General features: G+C 44.9%; 17 protein-coding genes. 7 read left to right on the forward strand and 10 right to left on the reverse strand.

Annotation, left to right across the window (positions count from 1 at the left end; all coding sequences use genetic code 11):
- Window positions 1-572 precede the first annotated feature (572 nt).
- The 7 genes from DWX23_RS16175 (at window position 573) to DWX23_RS16205 (ending at window position 11,722) form a co-directional block, all read left to right on the forward strand.
- The gene (locus DWX23_RS16175; RefSeq protein ID WP_122375247.1) at window positions 573-1,739 is read left to right on the forward strand and encodes an efflux RND transporter periplasmic adaptor subunit; all 1,167 of its coding nucleotides are present in this window, start codon (window positions 573-575) and stop codon (window positions 1,737-1,739) included.
- Entirely contained in the window at window positions 1,736-6,262 is a 4,527-nt protein-coding gene (locus tag DWX23_RS16180) for a multidrug efflux RND transporter permease subunit (RefSeq protein ID WP_122375248.1), read from the forward strand. The genes DWX23_RS16175 and DWX23_RS16180 overlap by 4 nt, the downstream gene beginning before the upstream one ends.
- A 149-nt stretch (window positions 6,263-6,411) precedes the next feature.
- Window positions 6,412-7,344: a homoserine O-succinyltransferase gene (metA, locus tag DWX23_RS16185; RefSeq protein ID WP_122352021.1), complete on the forward strand. Its 933-nt coding sequence runs from the start codon at window positions 6,412-6,414 to the stop codon at window positions 7,342-7,344.
- Window positions 7,345-7,629: 285 nt separating this feature from the next.
- On the forward strand, window positions 7,630-9,465 hold the full coding sequence (locus DWX23_RS16190) for a U32 family peptidase (RefSeq protein WP_122375249.1): 1,836 nt from the start codon (window positions 7,630-7,632) through the stop codon (window positions 9,463-9,465).
- 35 nt (window positions 9,466-9,500) lie between these two features.
- Window positions 9,501-10,319: a peptidylprolyl isomerase gene (locus DWX23_RS16195; protein ID WP_122375250.1), complete on the forward strand. Its 819-nt coding sequence runs from the start codon at window positions 9,501-9,503 to the stop codon at window positions 10,317-10,319.
- A 68-nt stretch (window positions 10,320-10,387) separates the two neighbouring features.
- Entirely contained in the window at window positions 10,388-11,038 is a 651-nt protein-coding gene (locus DWX23_RS16200; RefSeq protein WP_122375359.1) for an NAD(P)-dependent oxidoreductase, read from the forward strand.
- A gap of 54 nt (window positions 11,039-11,092) precedes the next feature.
- On the forward strand, window positions 11,093-11,722 hold the full coding sequence (locus DWX23_RS16205) for an HAD family phosphatase (protein ID WP_122375251.1): 630 nt from the start codon (window positions 11,093-11,095) through the stop codon (window positions 11,720-11,722).
- 7 nt (window positions 11,723-11,729) lie between these two features.
- On the opposite strand, the gene DWX23_RS16210 is transcribed toward DWX23_RS16205, so the two are convergent.
- From DWX23_RS16210 to DWX23_RS16255, 10 genes are all read right to left on the reverse strand, one after another.
- Entirely contained in the window at window positions 11,730-14,087 is a 2,358-nt protein-coding gene (locus DWX23_RS16210; protein WP_122375252.1) for a hybrid sensor histidine kinase/response regulator, read from the reverse strand.
- Window positions 14,088-14,112: 25 nt separating this feature from the next.
- Complete coding sequence (locus DWX23_RS25185; RefSeq protein ID WP_229801170.1) at window positions 14,113-14,337, reverse strand: Hpt domain-containing protein; 225 nt, start codon at window positions 14,335-14,337, stop codon at window positions 14,113-14,115.
- Window positions 14,338-14,751: 414 nt separating this feature from the next.
- Window positions 14,752-15,792 carry a UDP-glucose 4-epimerase GalE gene (gene galE / locus DWX23_RS16220; RefSeq protein ID WP_122375253.1) on the reverse strand — a complete coding sequence of 347 codons (1,041 nt, stop codon included), beginning with the start codon at window positions 15,790-15,792 and terminating at the stop codon, window positions 14,752-14,754.
- 22 nt (window positions 15,793-15,814) lie between these two features.
- A complete protein-coding gene (gene rsxA / locus DWX23_RS16225) occupies window positions 15,815-16,387 on the reverse strand; it encodes an electron transport complex subunit RsxA (RefSeq protein WP_007657600.1) in 573 nt (190 codons plus the stop codon).
- Between the two features lie 18 nt (window positions 16,388-16,405).
- Window positions 16,406-16,990 carry an RnfABCDGE type electron transport complex subunit E gene (locus DWX23_RS16230; RefSeq protein ID WP_122375254.1) on the reverse strand — a complete coding sequence of 195 codons (585 nt, stop codon included), beginning with the start codon at window positions 16,988-16,990 and terminating at the stop codon, window positions 16,406-16,408.
- Entirely contained in the window at window positions 16,983-17,615 is a 633-nt protein-coding gene (locus DWX23_RS16235) for an RnfABCDGE type electron transport complex subunit G (RefSeq protein ID WP_122375255.1), read from the reverse strand. Before DWX23_RS16235 ends, DWX23_RS16230 begins: the two co-directional genes overlap by 8 nt.
- Before the next feature lie 2 nt (window positions 17,616-17,617).
- Entirely contained in the window at window positions 17,618-18,577 is a 960-nt protein-coding gene (locus DWX23_RS16240; RefSeq protein ID WP_122352031.1) for an RnfABCDGE type electron transport complex subunit D, read from the reverse strand.
- Between the two features lie 12 nt (window positions 18,578-18,589).
- On the reverse strand, window positions 18,590-19,921 hold the full coding sequence (rsxC, locus tag DWX23_RS16245; RefSeq protein WP_122375256.1) for an electron transport complex subunit RsxC: 1,332 nt from the start codon (window positions 19,919-19,921) through the stop codon (window positions 18,590-18,592).
- Between the two features lie 12 nt (window positions 19,922-19,933).
- Window positions 19,934-20,926, reverse strand: coding sequence for a Fe-S cluster domain-containing protein (locus tag DWX23_RS16250; RefSeq protein ID WP_122363558.1), 993 nt, complete (start codon window positions 20,924-20,926; stop codon window positions 19,934-19,936).
- 9 nt (window positions 20,927-20,935) lie between these two features.
- Window positions 20,936-21,355 carry a SoxR reducing system RseC family protein gene (locus DWX23_RS16255; protein WP_122352034.1) on the reverse strand — a complete coding sequence of 140 codons (420 nt, stop codon included), beginning with the start codon at window positions 21,353-21,355 and terminating at the stop codon, window positions 20,936-20,938.
- Between the last annotated feature and the right edge of the window lie 94 nt (window positions 21,356-21,449).

The raw sequence follows: 21,449 nt of genomic DNA on the forward strand, positions 1-21,449 counted from the left end.
TTAGTAAGCGAGAGCTGAAAGGTAGAAAGGAGTTCATTCGAAAGAGTGGACTCCTTTTTTCATTTATCATGGTTTCACTTTTATCAATAATGAGCTAATGTGCCAATATGCCAATAGAGATAGCAATAAGTTTATATTCATCAAAAGAAGCTATCCCATAATCAAGAGGCTTGGCTATTACAGGTTTATTTATGACTGATGCTTATACATGGTTGGCTCAAATCTTTATTGGCATAATGGAGCTGACTTCTTTTTTGTTTTATATAGTTCTTCCTAATGACTAGCTTTATTCTCTCTACCTTCCTTCCAAAGGGGAAAACTATCCATAAATACATTATTTGTTTTTGATTTATATTAATTTTGTGGACTCTGTAACACTTGTTTGTGGAATAATTCTACAAAAGTATCTTTTAATAAAGAAGTCGTTCTATCTTGTAGTTGGTTTATATGATTAATATTTAGTAGTATAGCGTTTTTTAACAGATTGTATTGAACAATGGTACGATTATTTCATTCTTACAGTAGAGAGATAGAACAATAGAATATTTAAATGTCATTTATAGATATTAGTAATGGTAGGAGAAAGATTAGTAAAAGGAAGTATCGTATTAGTCGCCCTTTTAATGCTGGCAACAGGTTGTCGTAAAAAAGAAGAACCGTTGCGTCCCCTTGTCATTGTAGACAAGCCTCAGAAAGAAGATGTGCAAATATTTGGTGAATACGTAGGTCGTATTCGGGCAGCAAGTTATGTAGAGATACATGCCCGTGTAGAAGGTTATCTGGAAAGGATGCTTTTTGTAGAAGGTAAACAGGTTAAACAAAATGAACCTCTGTTTATTATCAATTCTGCACTTTATAAGGCTCGCGTAGAGAAAGCAAGAGCACAGTTAAAAAAGAATGAAGCTCAGGCGGCAAAAGCCAAAAGAGATGTGGAACGTTTGCAGCCCTTGTATGAACAACATGCAGCGAGTCAGTTGGATCTCGATAATGCATTGGCTTCTCTGGACGATTCGGAAGCCAATATCGCTATGAGTAAGGCTGACCTCGATCAGGCACAACTGGAACTCGGTTATACAACTGTAACTTCCCCAATTGCCGGGTATATCAGTGAGCGTTTTGTCGATGTCGGTGCCTTGGTCGGCCCCGGTGTCAATTCAAAGTTGGCTGCTGTTGTGAAGAGCGATACGGTATTGGTGGATTTTAAAATGACAGCACTGGATTATCTGCGTGCTGAACGTCGTAATATCAAGTTCGGTGAGCAGGACACGACCCGCTCCTGGCAACCGACCGTTACTGTAACCCTTGCTGATAATTCTGAATATCCGGTAAAAGGAATTGTAGATTTTGCAGATCCGATTGTAGACCCTCAAACAGGAACATTCGGTGTCCGTGCAGAATTGGCTAATCCGAACCAAAAATTGCTTCCCGGACAGTTTACACGTGTAAAACTATTATTAGATGTGCGTGAGCGCGCAATCGTTGTTCCCCGGAAAGCCATTTCTATTGAACAGGGCGGTGTCTTTATTTATATTATCCGTCGTGATAACGTAGCGGAAAAACGTTTTGTTCAGACAGGACCGGAAATAGGGAACAGCATTGTTATTGAACGTGGTCTAGGTGAAAATGAATCGGTCGTTGTTGAAGGCTATCATAAGTTAGTTCCCGGAATGTTGGTTCGTCCGGTCCAGGCTGGTGATGATAAAGCTGTCGCAGCATATAGAGAGGAGGCAGGAGAATGAAACCGGGATTCTTTATAGATCGTCCCGTATTCTCGACTGTACTTTCTTTGTTAATTGTTATTGTCGGGATTATTGGATTGATGTTGTTGCCGGTGGATCAGTATCCGCAGATCACGCCACCGGTTGTGAAGATTAGTGCCTCTTATCCGGGAGCCAGTGCCTTGACGGTGTCGCAAGCTGTTGCTACACCGATCGAGCAGGAGTTGAATGGTACTCCGGGTATGATCTATATGCAGAGTAGCAGCAGTAACTCCGGAGGTTTGACTATTACGGTTACTTTCGATGTGTCGGCGGATGCTGACCTGGCTGCTGTAGAAATACAGAATCGTGTGAAGCTGGCAGAGTCGCGTCTTCCCTCCGATGTCGTGCAGAACGGTATTACGGTAGAGAAACAATCCGCCAGTCAGTTGATGACATTAAGTTTGAGTTCGGATGATCCGCGTTTCGATGAAATCTACCTGAGTAACTTTGCAACGATCAATGTGCTTGATGTCCTTCGTCGTATCCCTGGAGTAGGACGTGTTTCGAATATCGGTAGCCGTTATTATGGTATGCAGATATGGGTATATCCCGATCGTCTTGCTAATATGGGATTGACGGTAAAGGATATCCAGAATGCATTGAAAGAGCAAAACAGTGAATCTGCCGCCGGTGAGTTAGGTAAACAACCGGTCATAGATGTGGATGTCACCATACCTATTACAGCTCGTGGCCGCCTATCGACAGTGAAGGAATTTGAAGATATTGTCGTCCGTGCAAATCAGGACGGTTCTATCGTCCGTTTGCGGGATGTTGCCCGTATTTCATTGGAAGCCTCTTCCTATTCTACTGAAAGTGGGATAAACGGTGAGAATGCTGCAATCCTCGGTATTTATATGTTACCGGGAGCTAACGCTCTGGAAGTGGCAACCAACGTGAAGGAAGCGATGAAAGAGATCAGCCAGAACTTCCCTGAAGGGCTGGAATATAAATTCCCGTTCGATATGACAGAATATATTTCACAGTCCATCCATGAAGTGTACAAGACCTTGTTTGAAGCCTTATTCCTGGTTGTGTTGGTTGTGTTCCTGTCATTGCAGAATTGGCGTGCCGCTTTGATCCCGACTATTGCCGTGCCTATTTCTCTGATCGGTACATTCGGATTCATGTTGATTATGGGATTCTCACTGAATATGCTGACCTTATTGGGATTGATTCTGGCAATTGGTATTGTGGTGGATGATGCGATTGTTGTTGTGGAAAATGTGGAGCGTGTTATGCATGAGGAAAAACTGACGCCTCGTGAAGCTACCCATAAGGCCATGCATGAATTGTCGGGAGCATTGATCGCGACTTCGATGGTACTGGCTGCAGTATTCGTTCCTGTAAGTTTCCTGAGCGGGATTACCGGTGCGTTATATCGCCAGTTCTCGATAACTATTGTCGTATCGGTATTGCTTTCAACAGTAGTCGCATTGACATTGAGTCCTGCTATGTGTGCCTTGATCTTGCGTCCGACAACCGGAAAGAAGAACTTTGTCTTCCGTAAAATCAATATCTGGTTACATAAAGGAAATAATAAATATATCCATTTGTTATCGAAGGCCATCGGAAATCCAAAACGGATTCTGGCAGGTTTCGGTATGGTACTTGTTTTCATCTTTGTACTGAATCGCTTTATACCGACCAGCTTTATACCGGAGGAAGACCAGGGCTTTTTCACCGTGGAATTAGTGATGCCTGAAGGAGCAACCCTGGAACGTACCCGTAAAGTAACCGACCGTGCTATCGAGTTTTTGCAGAAACAACCGGCTGTGGCCTATGTGCAAAATGTGACCGGTAGCAGTACTCGTGTGGGAACATCACAAAGCCGTTCAACCCTTACCGTTATTCTGAAACCCTGGGAAGAACGTAAGTCTTCCGGCATGGGAGTTGAAGATGTAATGGAAGTTGCCCGTAAAGAATTCGAGTACTATCCGGAAATATTGGCCTATCTGAACCGTCCGCCTGTTATTCCTGGATTGGGAGAAAGCGGGGGGCTGGAAATGCAACTGGAAGCTCGTGGAGAAGCCAGTTGGGAAAATCTGGTAAGTGCCACCGACACTTTCATGCTGTACGCATCGAAAGCTCCGGAGCTGACCGGTGTCTCTTCTGCTTTGCAACCCCAGATCCCTCAATTATATTTTGATGTAGATCGTGACCGGGCGAAATTTCTGGGTATTCCTCTGACCGACATCTTCTCGACGATGAAGGCTTATTTGGGTTCGGTTTATGTGAATGACTTCAATATGTTCAACCGTATATATAAGGTATATATCCAGGCGGAAGCACCGTATCGTGCCACACAGGAGAATCTGGGATTATTCTTTGTCCGTGCTCAGAACGGTTCGATGGTTCCGTTGACTGCATTGGGTACGACAAGTTATACAACCGGGCCAGGTACGATAAAGAAGTTCAATATGTTCTCTACAGCTGCAATCAGTGCAGTGGCTGCTCCCGGATACAGTTCCGGTGAAGCGATGGCGGCTATGCAACGGATCGCTCGTGAACATCTACCGGATAACATCGGTGTGGAATGGAGTGGATTGTCTTATCAGGAAAAGAAAGCCGGAGGTCAGACCGGCATGGTGCTTGCACTCGTTTTCCTGTTTGTTTTCCTGTTCCTGGCTGCACAGTATGAAAGTTGGATTGTGCCGATCGCCGTACTGCTGTCGTTGCCGGTTGCAGCTTTGGGAGCTTATTTGGGTATTTGGGCTACCGGATTACATAACGATATCTATTTCCAGATTGGACTCGTAACCCTGATCGGTCTGGCTGCAAAGAATGCGATCCTGATCGTAGAGTTTGCTAAAGTACAGGTAGATGCAGGTGTCGATGTTATACAAGCCGCTATTCATGCCGCCCGGATGCGTTTCCGTCCCATTCTGATGACTTCTCTGGCTTTTGTGTTGGGGATGCTTCCGATGGTATTGGCTAGCGGGCCGGGTTCAGCTTCCCGTCATAGTCTTGGGACCGGAGTGTTCTTCGGTATGTTGGTTGTTATCACTGTAGGAATTGTGTTGGTACCATTCTTCTTTGTATTTATCTATAAAATGAAGAAAGTCTTAAAAATGGAACGCGTCAGCCAGATTATTCCGAAGGAAAAAATCCTTCGAAAAAGAAAGTTATTCTTTTTTATTGCAGTGGTCGCCGTTGCTTTGGTTTCGCTTTCTTCCTGTAAGTTGGGAGAGAAGTATGCCCGTCCGGATTTGAATCTTCCGGCTCAGTTTGAAGGAGAATCGGATACTCTTTCCGTAGAGAACATTCCCTGGGAAAGCCTGTATGCTGATACAACTTTGCAGCGGTTAATAACAACTGCTCTGGAAAACAACAAAGATATGAAGATCGCAGCTGCCAAGATCAAAGAGATGATGGCTGCTAAACGTATCACTTTTGCCGAGCAGTTCCCGGAGATCGGGGCACGTATTTATGGACAGAAGGAGCGTTTGAATTATGGTGGCGATAATCCGAAACCCGATCCTGAATATGGAGCCAAACTGACGCTTTCGTGGGAACTCGATCTATGGGGAAATTTGCGTTGGGCAAATGAGGCGGGTGTAGTAGCTTATCTGCAATCGGTAGAGGCACGTCGTGCTCTTCAATTGACTTTAGTAGCTGAAGTTGCAGCTGCTTATTATGAATTGTGTGCTCTCGACCGGCAGTTAAATATCGTACGGCAGACCTTGGAAGCCCGTCGTGAAGGTGTCCGTTTGGCTAAACTTCGTTTTGAAGGAGGCTTGACATCTGAAACATCCTATAACCAGGCATTGGTTGAGTTGGCCCGTACGGAAACACTTGTCCCGTCATTGGAACGTCAGGTCAGGATAAAAGAAAACGATATCTCCCTTCTTTTGGGAGAATATCCGGGATATATTCCCCGGGGATTGCCGCTTGGTGAACAGCGTTTGCCTGATGCTTTACCGATAGGACTACCTTCTGCTTTGCTCGAACGTCGTCCCGATATGCGACAGGCAGAGTTGAAACTCCGTGAAGCAAATGCCAAAGTAGGAGTGGCCTATACAGACCTGTTTCCGAAGATCAGCCTGACAGGTAACTTTGGTATTGAAAGTGAAGAATTGGGCGACCTGTTGAAGAGTCCGGCCTGGTTTCTGGCAGGCGATTTGCTTCAACCGCTTTTTGCGATGGGAAAGAATAAAGCGAAGCTGAAAGCATCGAAAGCTCGTTACGAACAAGAGGTTTATACTTATCAAAAGAGTGTGATCAGTGCTTTTAAGGAAGTGAATGATGCTATTATCACGATCCGTAAAGCGAAAGAGATCCGTTTCTCGCAGGAAAGGCTGGAAGCTGCATCTGCTAAATATCTTAAATTAGCTGAACTGCAATATATAAATGGAGTAACTAATTATATAGATGTACTGGATGCTCAGCGTGGTTATCTGGATGCTCAGATCAGCTTAAATAATGCGGTACAGAATGAATTGCTGGCAGTGGTTTATCTGTATAAGGCATTAGGTGGCGGATATACCTTAACTTCAGAGAAATAGTCCTTTTTTGCAAGAAGATACAAAATATTAGGTACCTATAGGAAATCTGCTAAAGACAGCCTATAGGTACTTTTTTTATTGGGAAAAACGTTAACTGCTAACTTATTCCTATCTTTGTATTCCTAAAAACAATAAAGATAGGAATTGCTATGCCATTAAATTTACAAAAGAATTTACCCGCTATTGAACTCCTTAAAAAGGAACACATCTTTGTGATGGATTCCCTTAGGGCTTCGGAACAGGATATTCGTCCGCTTCGTGTGGTGGTACTGAACCTGATGCCTTTGAAAATTACAACGGAGACCGATCTGATCCGTTTGTTAAGTAATACCCCTTTGCAGGTAGAGTTGGACTTTATGAAGATAAAAGGACATACTCCGAAGAATACACCGATCGAACATATGCAGGAGTTTTATAAAGACTTCGACGAAATAGAGAAAGATTATTACGACGGAATGATTGTTACCGGTGCACCGGTAGAACAGATGCCGTTTGAAGAGGTGAGTTACTGGGAGGAAGTGACTACGATTTTCGACTGGGCACGTACGCATGTGACCTCTACATTATATATATGTTGGGCGGCACAAGCAGGATTGTATCATTTCTATGGTGTTCCTAAATATGATTTGCCAGCGAAGATGTTCGGGGTTTTCCGTCATACGTTGCGGGAGCCTTCTTTGCCTATTTTCCGTGGGTTCGATGATGAGTTTTATGTGCCTCACAGCCGTCATACGGAGATACGCCGTGAAGATATCCGGAAGGTTCCGGGACTGACGTTGCTCTCAGAAAGTGAAGAGTCGGGTGTTTATATGGCAATGTCGCGCGGAGGACGTGAGTTTTATATCACCGGACATTCGGAATATTCGCCTTATACATTGAGCGATGAATATATCCGTGACTTGAATAAAGGACTTCCTATTTCGGTTCCTCATAACTATTACCGTAATAACGATCCGGCACAAGGTCCGGTTGTCCGTTGGCGAGGTCATGCAAACCTGCTGTTTACCAACTGGCTGAACTATTACGTTTATCAGGAAACCCCGTTCAATATCGAAGATATTAAGAACCTGGGAAGTTTGTAATTTAGAAATAATTGAACTATCCGAGCAAGCGATCAGTCATACATAAAACATGCTTAGTTACAGGTTCATTTGCCGTTGGTTTTAACCAACGGATTAGTAAATGCTCTCTCTCTTTGGCCTTTAGTCCCATTTAAGCAGTCTCTCTATTGAAGATAAATGTGGCTGAAGCCAATAAAGAGAAGCAACATGTAAACCGTCAGTTAAAACTGACGGCAAATAAACCTGTAATGGCTAAGTCACTTTGATAAAGGGATAGCTCATTATTGATAATATCTGAAATAAAATATGCCAATCAAACCTCGTCGTATTGAACTCCTGGCTCCGGCAAAGGATTTAACCTGTGGTATCGAAGCGATCAATCACGGTGCCGATGCCGTCTATATCGGTGCACCGAAATTCGGTGCGCGTGCAGCAGCCGGAAATTCGTTGGAGGATATCCGTACCCTTTGCGATTATGCCCATCTATATAATGCCCGTATCTATGTGGCGTTAAACACGATCCTGCGTGAAGACGAATTACCGGAAGCGGAGCAGTTGATCTGGCAACTTTATCAGGTCGGTACGGATGCTTTGATCGTTCAGGATATGGGAATTACCCGCCTGAATCTGCCGCCTATCCCTTTGCATGCCAGCACACAGACCGATAACCGGACACCTGAAAAGGTAAAATTCCTGGAATCTGCCGGATTCACACAGGTGGTTTTGGCACGTGAACTGTCTTTGAACGAGATCAGATGTATCTCGGAGCAGACGACTGTGCCCCTGGAGGTGTTTGTGCACGGCGCTTTATGTGTCAGTTATAGCGGTCAATGTTATTTGAGTGCAGCCCTGAGCGGGCGAAGTGCCAATCGGGGCGAATGTGCACAATACTGTCGCCTGCCCTATTCGATGGTGGATGCAAACGGGACGGAGATCGTACATAACAAGCATTTGTTGTCGCTTAAGGACATGAACCGCTCCGATCAACTGGAAGCGTTGCTCGATGCAGGTGTTTCGTCGTTGAAGATAGAAGGACGGTTGAAGGACGTCACCTATGTAAAGAATATAACAGCTTATTACCGGAAAAAGCTGGATGCAATCCTGGCACATCGTCCGGAATATTGCAGGGCTTCGGCAGGAACAAGTACCTATACGTTTGAACCGGTGGCAGAGAAGAGCTTCAACAGGGGATTTACTCCTTTCTTTCTGCATGAACGGTCGAAAGATATTACAGCTTTCGATACACCGAAGTCGTTAGGGGAACCGGTAGGGACCGTGAAGGAATTGAAAGGTAACTCGTTTACAGTGGCTGGTTTGAAACAATTGAATAATGGTGATGGCCTGGTGTTCTTCAATAATCGGGGAGAGTTGGAAGGATTCCGTGTAAATAGGGTGGAGGCGAATCGCGTTTTCCCATTGGATATGCCGGACATAAAGCCTAAAACACCTCTCTATCGTAATTTCGATCAGATGTTTGAGAAGCTGTTGGCGAAGCCTTCGGCCGAACGGAAACTCTCCGTAAAGATAGAGTTTCTCGATAATGCTTTCGGATTTACCTTGGCAATGGAGGATGAAACCGGTGCGCGGGTAATGTTGACGGAACCGTTTGCCAAAGAACCGGCACGACGTGAGCAAACAGACAATATTCGTACCCAACTGTCAAAATTAGGAAATACACCGTTTGAAGCCTCGGAGGTCATTGTACAGATGGGCGGGAATTGGTTTGTCCCTTCTTCTTTGCTGGCGGATATGCGTCGCAAGGCTGTCGGGAAGTTACAGGCTGACCGGACCATTCGTTATCAACGGGAATTGGCGCGTAAGGTGGAACCGGCGAAAGAGATACCGTTCCCTGAACGTCAATTGACTTATTTGGGGAATGTATCGAACAGCCGGGCAAAAGCTTTCTATAAGATGCATGAGGTGGAGACGGTAGCCGATGCCTTCGAATTGAAGCCGGAGAAGGATGTTCCGTTGATGTTCACAAAACATTGCCTGCGCTATAGTATGGGATGGTGTCCGACATACCAGAAACAGAAATCACCGTATAAAGAACCGTATTACCTTTTATATAAAGACACCCGGCTCCGTCTGCAGTTTGATTGCAAGCGGTGCCAGATGTTGGTATATGAAGCGGAAGAATAGAGGAAATTTGAACTATAATACACAATAAACTTATTATGAAACAGCACCTATTAACCTTTTTACTCGTCTTGTTTACCTTCGCTTCCTGTGCGGATAAACCGCTTGACCCCTCTAAGCCGGTTTATGTAACAGTGAAAACAACGATGGGCGACGTTACTGTCCTTCTTTATGATGATACGCCATTGCACCGGGATAATTTTATAAAACTTTGCCAGTCCGGTGAATATGAGGGAATGTTGTTCCATCGCATTATCAAAGACTTCGTTGTACAAGGAGGCGATCCTACCAGTAAAGCCCATGAACCGGGTGTATTATATGGTGATGGCGACGGCGGCTATACTGTTCCTGCCGAGATACTCCCTAACCATTTCAATAAACGAGGTGCCTTGATCGATGCCAAAGAAAGCGACGACGTAAACCCTGAACGGGCATCAGCCGGAACCCAGTTTTGTTTTGTACAGGGAAAAGTTCTTTCCGATACCGAACTGAACGAAAAAGAAGCCCGGATCAACCAGATACGTCGTAACTGGTTGTATTATAAATATCTTGATCAGTTAAAGAAAGAAGATCCTGCGCTGGCAGCCGATTCGATGGAAACTGAATTGACGAACCGTGCCCTGATTATGGTAGAAGATACCCTGGCGGAACTTGGCCCGTATGTTATTCCGGCAGAGTATCGCGAAGTGTATAAGACTGTAGGTGGTGTTCCCCATCTGGACAATTCTGTTACCGTCTTTGGCGAAGTAGTCGACGGGTTTGATATTGTGGAGAAGATGTCGTTGGTAAAGACCGATAAAAATGACCGTCCTGTACATGATGTCATGATCAAATCGACTAAAGTATTTCAGAAATAGAGAGGCTTCCCTAAACAAGATACCTACCTGATGTTGTTCTATAAACAAGTAATCAAATGGATATAGTCATGAAGAAAATTGTTATTATAGGCGCAACCGGTTATGTAGGTTCTGCGATTTTGAAAGAAGCGTTAGGTAGAGGGCATCAGGTAAAGGTCATTGTCAGAAATCCATCCAAGTTGATATTAACCCATCCGAACCTGAAGGTGGTAGGAGGTGATGTGACAGATACCGATTTTTTGTCGCGTGAGTTGGCAAAGTCGGATGCGGTGATCAGTGCTTTCAATCCGGGATGGTCGAATCCAAATATATATGATGAAACATTAGAAGGCTACGGCTCTATTATTTGTGCCGTGCGTAATGCCGGTGTACATCGTTTTCTGATGGTTGGCGGAGCCGGAAGCCTGCAGGTGGCTCCGGGGCGTCTGCTGATGGACGAACCCGATGTTCCTGAAAAACTGTTACCCGGTATCCGGAGTCTGGCAAAGGTATATACCGATATGCTGTTACCCGAAAAGTCGTTCGACTGGGTGTTCCTGAGTCCGGCAGCCAATATGTTTCCCGGGCAGCGTACAGGTAAATTCCGTCTGGGAAAAGACGAGCTGGTAGCCGATGAAAAGGGGGATAGTAATATTTCCGTAGAGGATTTTGCCGTTGCCATGATCGACGAACTGGAACAGGAAAAGCATCATCAGGAACGTTTTACCCTGGGATATTAAGATTATTCCTATCTTTGTTCGTGTAAAGAGAACATCATATAAAAGAAGAGTGTTATGACAAAGATTAAAAACATTGTATTTGATTTGGGAGGTGTTTTGATAGAACTGGACCATGATTGTGCCGTGCGTCGCTTTGAGGAGATTGGAGTGGATGATGCAAGGCAATTGCTCGATCCCTATGAACAGAAAGGATTCTTTCTGGAAGTCGAGAACGGAACAATCAGCTCCGATGAATTTTGTCAGAAGTTGCGTGAATACGCCGGGAAAGATCTTTCATACGATGCTATAAGACATGCCTGGCTGGGTTTTATCGTCGATACTCCTCAATATAAGCTGGACTACCTGTTGAAACTTCGCAAAGAATATAATGTATATCTTTTGAGCAATACCAATCCGATCATTCAGGAAGGTTGGGCAAGGACCAGCGAGTTCACGCCTGCGGGTCGTCCTATCGGCGCTTATTTCGATAAGATGTACACCTCTTATGAAGTGGGTGTTACCAAACCCGACCCGAAGATTTTCGAATATATGATCCGTGACAGCGGTTTGAATCCCTCGGAAACACTTTTTGTGGATGATGGAAAGAGTAATATCGAGATCGCACGCCAACTTGGTTTCGAAACATACCAGCCGGAAAACGGGGAAGATTGGCGCGAGGCGATTAATCGATATTTATCCAAATGATAAATTTTTAGCTAAACCATTTTGCGATAATCTTGTAAAGACTGATTATCTCTATCGGTTTTGCAATATGTTCGTTCATACCAGCTTTGAGGCTTAACTGTACATCTTCGGCAAAAGCATTGGCAGACATGGCTACGATCGGTAGTTTTTTGATGTCTTGCCTGTCGAGCCGGCGGATGTTCTTTGTTGCCTCCAGGCCATTCATTACGGGCATCTGGATATCCATAATTATAAGATTGTAATAGCCTTCGGGGGAGGCGGAAACTTTGTCTACCGCTTCTTTCCCATCACAGGCTGTTTCTATTTCTGCACCGGTCTCCTTCAGTAGTTCGTAGGCGATCTCACGATTCAGATCGTTGTCTTCCACTACCAGTATCCGTTTATCTGCAAAAGAAGTAATAACAGCCGGACCGACGGCCTGTTCTTCTTCTTTCCTGTCTGTCGCAAATCTTTTCATCAGAAGGAATAACTTCGATTTCATAACAGGCTTACTGATGAAACCATTGGCTCCCGCTTTCAGGGCTTCACTCTCATATCCGGAATAGTCGTAAGCAGAAATGATAATGATAGGGATATTCGGGCCTACTTGTTCCCGTATTTTTTGAGTTGTCTCGATGCCGTTCATACCAGGCATCATCAGGTCTATGATAATGGCGAAATAGTTGTTTCCGTCGGTAACCTTTTGCACGGCTTCCCGGCCGGATAGTACCCATTCCGGTTTCATCCCGAGTTCCTCCAGATTTTCACAGGCTATTTCACACGAGATATCGTCGTCATCTACGACCAGTACCGGTAAGTCTACCAATATACTGCTGTCGTATTCGTCCAGGTTACCCTGTTTGACGTGGAATATCATAGTAAATGTGGAACCTTTCCCGTATTCGCTTTTTACCAGGATATCACCGTTCATCATCTGGGCAATGTTCCGGCTGATGGCCATGCCGAGGCCTGTACCCTGGATGTTACGTACAGCGGTATCGTCCGACCGTTCGAAAGGCTCGAAAACTTTGCTTATAAATTCAGGCTTCATCCCGATGCCGTTGTCTGAAACGGCTATTTCAAACTGGCTGTAACCATTATAAACAGACGGTTTTTCTTCGATTGTGACTTCGATCTGCCCTCCATCCGGAGTATATTTGATCGCATTTGTCAGCATATTCAATAAGGCTTGCTGTATGCGCTGTACATCACCGATCAGGCATTCGTGTTTTACACGGATGACGCGTATATGTAATTGCTGTTTCTTTGCTTCAAAGGTGGATTGTACCATTATGAACAAGCTTTCCAACAGTTCGTCGAGGTTGAAAACTTCATCCGTCAGCATGATACGCCCACTTTCCAGTTTCGACATATCCAGAACTTCGTTGATCAGATTCAGCAGAAGTTTGGATGAAATAGTTATCTTTTTCAGACAATCAGCGATACGTGCCTGATCGTTCATATGTAATCCGGCTATTGCCGTCATGCCGATGATCGCATTGATAGGGGTGCGTACATCATGACTCATTCGCGACAGAAAATCAGATTTAGCCCGGTTGGCTGCTGTAGCGCTTTGTAAAGCATCCCGCAACAGTTGTTTCTGTCTTCTTTCTTCTTTGATTTCTGTTATATCGGTTCGGGTCAATAGCCAGATGTTCTTTTCCTTGTCGAAATAGCTGAATCGTATTTTCTTATCCCGATTCATGCCATTTTCTATCATAGAGTTGTATAGAATATACTCTCCGTGTTGCTTCAATATGGGACTGATATGTGCAATCTTCATGTTCATGGTCATTTCTTCACACAATTCCGGCGACATATATTGCCGGTTGTATTCCGCAACCACAGCCTCATAATCGCTGCTGGCGACAGGAGGGGGGCTGTCGCTTTCCGAACCGGAAGTGTACATGACATAGCTATTTTTTGAAGCTTCGATATAAATCACATAGTCATATTCCGATTGTACGGCTTTTTCTATGATTTGTGATTTTCTGAAATCGTTGACATTGTGGCTGGATAGAATGATTCTGTCCGGCATTCCATCCTCGTTGATTACTATGTCGATAAAGGCTTCATGCCATTCAAAACCGAAATGTTTATTGCAGAAACGCATATCGAATTTCCTGTGTAAATATCCTTCCTCTATCATTTTATGAAAAGTTTCGAGTGAGATCGTTTCATCCCATAAATTATGATCCGGTGGATAGATATCTCTTTTACGGATATTACAAAGAATTTTGTAGTCGTGTTTTGTATTTTCCAGTTTTGGATTTATACCGTCCTTGATGACTTCGATACTTTCGTTTTCGGGATAAATAACCCAAACGACGTCCATAAGATACAGGTAGTTAGCTAACAATTCTTTTGATTTAAGATACTTTTCCATGTGACTTCGTTTATCTGCATTTATATCAGGCGCTATGTTCGGCGATCAATTCACAGATGTGTTTATATTCTATCTTCAAATGGTTGAATAAATCCTGTATACTTTCCGTTTCTCCGTTTCTGAGTTGTTCCGTCATCGGGATCAATATGTTTGAAAGAGTGGTCAGGTCAAGTGTACCGGCTAATCCTTTTAACGTATGAGCATGCTGGAAAGCCTGGCTGATGTTATTCTCTGCAAGACTTTTCTCCATTAGAATAAAGTTTTCATCCATTGGAAATTTAGAAAGTATCCTTTCATATAACTGTTCATTATTCATGAATCGGTTTAATGCACTGTTTAGGTTAACTCCGTGTGCTTGTAACTTTTCTTTGTATTCGCTTGTCATGTTCTTTGTTGCCGGTTTTATGTCACGAACCAATCCTCTGTGACTGAAAAATATTGTACAAAAGTAAATAAAATAATATACAAAAGACAGAAAAAGCTTTATAAATCAATAGAACTGTTCGTTTTTTACTATTAGGCAAACCCGGCCTTTCTGATGTGGCTGTTTCACTGTTGGATGTCGATCTGGCAGTTTGATTAGATAATGGCCGTTTTGAGAACAAAAAAACACCGGAAGAAGTCAATGAAGATTCTTCCGGTGTTTATTAAAAAGATTTATCTTTTATTGGATACCGCGTTCACGCAGTCTTTCCTGCCATTTCCAGGCAGAAGCCAATGTGTCGGCCAATGTTTCTTTTGCAGTCCAGCCCAATACTTTGTTTGCACGTTCCGGATTAGCCCAAACCTTTTCGATATCGCCTTCGCGACGACCAACGATCTTGTGAGGTACTTTTACTCCGGTAGCTTTTTCAAATGTATTGATCAGCTCCAGTACGGTTACACCGTTTCCTGTTCCCAGGTTGAAATATTCAACGTTAGCTTCAGTTTTACCACCCAGCATACGATCCATAGCGATTACGTGTGCTTTGGCCAGGTCGACAACATTGATATAATCGCGGATACAAGAACCGTCTGGAGTATCGTAATCGTCACCGAATACACTCAGTTCTTTGCGGATACCCATAGCGGTCTGTGTCAGATACGGGATCAGGTTCTGAGGAACACCGTTGGGTAATTCGCCGATCTCTGCACTCGGATGAGCACCGATCGGGTTGAAGTAACGCAGGATGATGCTCTTGAACGGAGCGTTTGCGTGAATTGTATCGCGAATGATCTCTTCGTTGATCTGTTTTGTATTACCGTAAGGAGAAGTAGCCGGTTTGATCGGTGCATCTTCTGTTACAGGCAGGTTTTCAGGATCGGGCTGTCCGTAAACGGTACAGGAAGAAGAGAATACGATTCCCTCGATATTAAATTCAGGCATCAACTCCAGCAGATTGACCAATGTAACTACGTTGTTACGGTAGTACATCAGCGGCTTTTGAACTGATTCACCGACAGCTTTGCTGGCAGCGAACAGGATGATACCGTTGATACCCGGATGAGCCTTCAGTGCTTCGCGGGTTCCTTCTTTATCTTTTAAATCCAGCTTGATGAATTCAGGACGGATACCAGTGATCTTTTCGATACCATCCAATACCTCGATATTGGAGTTCGACAGGTCGTCGATGATTACCACATCATAACCTGCATTCTGCAACTCAACTGTAGTGTGAGAGCCAATGTATCCGGTTCCACCTGCTACTAAGATTTTCTTTTTCATGCTAGTCTCTATTTAGATTAAATTATACGATTCCGGAGAATCCCATAAACGCCATAGCCAGTAAACCGGCAGTTATCAGCGCAATAGGGGTACCTTTCATACCTTCGGGAACACGTGTCAAAGCCAACTGTTCTCTAATCCCTGCAAAGATAACTAAAGCTAGCGCAAATCCAATAGCTGTTGATATTGCATATACAACAGATTCCAATAAATTATACTCTTTTTGTATTACGAGGATGGCGACACCCAAGATACAGCAATTGGTGGTAATCAACGGAAGGAATACCCCAAGTGCCTGGTAAAGAGCCGGAGATACTTTTTTCAGGATGATCTCTACCATCTGAACCAATGCGGCGATAATCAGGATAAAACTGATCGTCTGCATAAAGCCTAATCCGAACTTATCCAATATATATTTCTGTACCAGGAAAGTTACGATGGTTGCAATGGTAAGTACGAATGTTACGGCTGCCCCCATACCGGCTGCAGTTTCCACTTTCTTCGATACACCGAGGAACGGGCATATACCCAGGAACTGTGCCAACACAACGTTGTTGACGAATACGGCTGCGATAAATATTAGTATATATTCCATATTTTTCGTTTTTTAATGTTAGGCTTTACGCAATTTGTTTACAATAGCAATCAGGTAACCCAATGCAATGAAGGCGCCCGGAGCCAATACAAAGATCAGTGAGCCAAATTGTTCAGGCATAAGAGTCAGACCGAATAGTTTGCCTGTACCCAATAATTCACGTATGGCACCCAGTAATGTAAGTGCCAGGGTGAAACCGAGTCCAATACCGAGTCCGTCGAATGCAGAAGAAACGACGCCATTTTTCGCGGCAAAAGCTTCAGCACGACCTAATACGATACAGTTTACAACAATCAACGGAATGAATAATCCCAGACTGGCATATAATGCGGGAACGAAAGCTTCCATACACATTTGTACTACCGTCACGAATGTTGCGATAATAACGATATATCCGGGGATACGTACCATATCCGGAATAAGATTTTTCATTGCTGAGATCGCAATATTTGAACAGATCAATACAAACATGGTTGCCAATCCCATGCTCATACCGTTTAGTGCTGAAGAAGTTGTACCAAGAGTTGGACACATACCCAGCAGTAAAACAAATGTCGGGTTCTCTTTGATGATACCGTTCATCAATATTTTTAGATTACTCATTGTTGTTTCCTCCCTCTTTAGTGTTAGCGGTTGCACCGGTTACTCCGTCAGTACCAGAGAATGCGCTGTAAGCGCGGTTCACTGCGTCCAGGAATGCACGGCTGGTGATGGTTGCTGCTGTGATAGCATCTACGTCGCCACCGTCTTTAGTTACTTTTAGCGGTCCGCTTGTCAAGTCGCGTCCCAGCACACTTTGTTTGTTCTTATCCGCGCTGAACCATTCCTGCATCTTAGCTCCGAGACCCGGAGTTTCCGCATGCTGTAATACGGAATAATTTAGCAGTTTACCTGTTTTGTCGAATCCGACGATCACTCTGATCTCGCCGCTGAATCCTTTCTTTGTATTGCTTTCAACGGCAGCACCTACGAATTCACCGCCTTTGGTGGCCGGATAAATCTTCAGAGAATCGCCTTCGGCAGTAACGGCCATATAGGCATCTTCCGACGGTTTGTTGTCGAATTCAGGGGTAACAGCTTTGATAGCTGCTTCCAGTGCAGCCGCTTTGGAGGCGGCAATCGGACCGGTGGTGTACATGTTTACTCCGGCTAATATTGCCCCGGCCGCCACACAAATGATGGTAAGCGACAAGAGCATATTGGGTAATGTTGATTTTAATTTTGCCATGCTTATTTCCCTCCAAAATGTTTAGGTTTGATATAACTGTTGATCAGCGGGGTAAATGCATTCATAATAAGAATAGCAAACGACATACCTTCCGGATAAGAGCCAAACAGACGGATCACTGTGGTCAGGATACCGATACCGACACCGTACACCAACATTCCGTTCTTGCTCATCGGGGAAGTCACATAGTCAGTCGCCATAAAGATAGCTCCCAACATCAGACCTCCGGATAGCAGGTGAACGAACGGACTCGCATATTGAACCGGGTTGACCAGGTGCATGATACCTGTAAATACAAATACCGTCACCAGGATGGATACCGGAATCTGCCAGGTAATAATTTTCTTCCATAACATATAGCCCAGTCCCAGGAGCAATGCCAGCGCACTTACTTCACCGAGGCTACCGCCCATCTTACCGCATAACATATCGACCAATGTCGGCAATTTGTCGAGTGCCCCTTCGTTCATCAGTGAAAGAACGGTTGCACCCGTTGTTGCGTCGGTATAAGCTGTCAGCTGTCCTACTTCCGGCCAGGTTGTCATCTGTGCCGGGAAAGAGATCAACAGGAATACACGTCCGACAAGCGCCGGGTTGAAAATGTTGTTACCCAGTCCGCCGAACGACATTTTACCGATGCCGATAGCTGCCAGCGCACCGATCAGGATGATCCATACAGGCAGGTTCGACGGCAGGTTGAATGCCAGTAGGACACCCGTCAGGATGGCTGAACCGTCGCATACGGTCGGTTCCTTTTTCATCAGGAACTTTTGGATCAGATATTCAAAAAGGACACAAGCTGCGACCGATGTTGCAGTAACGATCAGCGCACCCAGTCCGAAAAAGTAGAGGGATACCAGGAAAGCCGGAACAAGGGCAATCAGTACACCATACATATTCTTGCTTATGCTGTCACCACCGTGGATATGGGGCGACGGAGATACTATTAAATTATTTTCCATATTGCTCTGTTTTTATGACTTTCGTGCCCGCATGATTCCCATTACTTTTCCTTTACCTGAACGGATATAATCCAGCAACGGACGGTTGGCCGGGCAAGTATAACTACAAGAACCGCATTCGATGCAGTCGGTGATATGATTCTTTTCTGCCAGATCCCATTCTGTAAACTCTGTAGCATTCATCAGCAGGGTAGGGTTGAGGCCCATCGGACAAACACTGACGCATTTGGCACAACGGATACAATCGCGCATCGGTTTACGTTCAGATTCTTTTTTTGTCATCAGCAATACGCCGGAGCTACCTTTGGTAACCGGCACTTCCGGACTGATCAGGGCTTTACCCATCATCGGACCTCCGCCGATTATTTTACCGGTATCTTCAGGAATACCGCCTGCAGCTTCGATCAATGCACTGATCGGCGTACCCATGCGAACCAGGAAGTTAGACGGATTGGCAACTGCTTTACCTGTTACGGTAACGACACGTTCGAACAACGGTTTGTTTTTCATCACCGCTTCATATACTGCATAAGCCGTACCTACGTTCTGTACAACGGCTCCGGCAGAGATAGGCAGTGCACCGCTCTTTACCTGGCGACGGATCACAGCGTCGATCAGCTGTTTTTCACCTCCTTGAGGATATTGTACCTTCAGTGGCATGATTTCAATACCTTTATATCCTGCTGCCAGTTTCTGCATAAGGGCAATGGCATCCGGTTTGTTGTTTTCAATGCCGATCACCGCTTTCGTTACGTTGACGGCTTTCATCAGCAAAGTAACGCCGACCAGGATCTGTTCTGTCTTTTCCTTCATCAGCGAATGGTCAGAAGTCAGATACGGTTCACATTCTACGGCATTGATAATAATGATCTCCGCTTTGCTTCCGGGAGGAGGCATCAGTTTTACCTGGGTAGGGAAAGTTGCGCCGCCCAGACCTACGATACCGGCAGCCGCGATCTTGTCTACGATTTCCTTGGAAGGAAGCGGGCATTCTTTTACGAGTGTCTCGCTGCGGTCGATGGATTCTTCCCATTCGTCGCCTTCCACATCAATATAGATAGCGGGGCGTTTGTATCCGCTTGCGTCGAGGGCGTTATCTATCTTGTTTACTTTACCGGATACCGACGAATGGATATTCGCCGATACAAAACCTCCGGCTTTGGCGAGAAGTGTACCGACTTTAACCGGATCGCCCTTCTTGACCACAGCCTGGGCCGGAGCCCCGATATGCTGGCTTAGCGGTATAATGACCTGCTTGGGTATAGCCAGTCCGGTGATTTTCTTCCCGGCAGACAATTTATTTTCGGGTGGATGTATACCTCCGATTCGAAATGTCCTTAGCATACTATTAGATTTTTATTTTTGAATTGTTTCTTCTGTTGTTTTTGTTTCAGGCGCTGTGGCTGCTTTTGCAGTCGGTTCAGCTTTAGTTGTAGCTTCTGCTTTCGGAGTTGTTTCGGCAGTTTTCGGAGCCGGTGTTGCTTTCGGGGCAACAGGCTTTACTTTGTCGGCGTCCACGGCAGGGGCAGCTTCTTTACGGGGCGGGAAATTCAGTTCATGGATCGCTCCGGTCGGACATACGGCTACACATTTGCGGCACAAGCGGCATTTGCGGTAGTCGATATAAGCCACATTGTTCTCAAGCGTAATGGCTTCGAACGGACATTCCTTCACACATTTACCGCAACCGATACAAGCATTGGAACAAGCCTTGCGGGCTGCTGCTCCCTTGTCTTTATTCACACAGCTAACGAAGATACGGCGTGATTTCGGTCCCTTCTTACGTAGTTCGATAATGTTTTTCGGACAAGCTTTCACGCAGGCACCGCATGATGTACATTTGTCATCGTCTACCTCAGGCAGTCCTGTTTCCGGATTGATGTGGATGGCATCGAAAGTACAGGCGTTTACGCAATCGCCATAACCGAGACAACCGAATGTACAGTTCGTTTCTCCTCCATATAAAGAGGAAGCGATGGCACAGCTCTGTACACCATCGTAACGGTTTGTACGCGGACGGGCCTGGCAAGTTCCGTTGCAACGCACTACTGCTACCATCGGCTCTGCGCTGGCAGCTTCCATACCGAGGATTGAAGCAACTTTACCCATCGTTTCGGCTCCGCCTACAGGACAAAGCAGTCCTTCCAGTGAATCGGCTTTTACGCAGGCTGCAGCAAAACCACCGCATCCGGGGTATCCGCAACCTCCGCAATTGGCTCCGGGCAATGCTTCCTGAACCTCTGCGATGCGGGGATCTTCGTATACTTCAAACTTCTTGGAGGCGGCGTAGAGAAATACTGCACCGATGGCTCCAATGGCTCCTAATGAAATAACGGCAATTAAAATCATGATATTTGATCAATTAAGTTTTTTCAAGGTAAATATGAATTTTCTTTTTAGTTTTTCGCGTAAAAAGTATAGTATGCAGTAGTAGGGAACTAATAGTAATAGACCGGTTAACCCGCTGGTTGTTTCGTCCCATTGCAAATAATTTCCTGCTACAATGGCCGCGACTACAATGATCAACGGAAGAACAAAGGCCAGTAACACAGCCTGTAGTCCGAGCGAACTCTGACCGCATAGTGTAACTTCCTCGTTTATGTGGAATCTGTCGGAGTTGGGATCGTTCACTTCAATGACTTTCTCTTTCTGGTCGGATGCGCTGCACATACCTTTTGCGTGGCAACCGGAACAGGCCGATTGTTGAATGATCCTGACAAAGATCGTATCGCCTTCGATCTTTTCGATTCTACCGTTGTGATTGATACTTTCGCTCATGTTTGTAATCTCGACATTGCAAAACCAGGGCAAAAGTAAGGATTATTTGGATAATATGTCACGATTAACAAAGTTTATTACAGAAATAATCGTC

It is taken from the genome of Parabacteroides sp. AF18-52, assembly GCF_003479145.1.
Classification (GTDB): Bacteria; Bacteroidota; Bacteroidia; order Bacteroidales; family Tannerellaceae; genus Parabacteroides; species Parabacteroides faecis.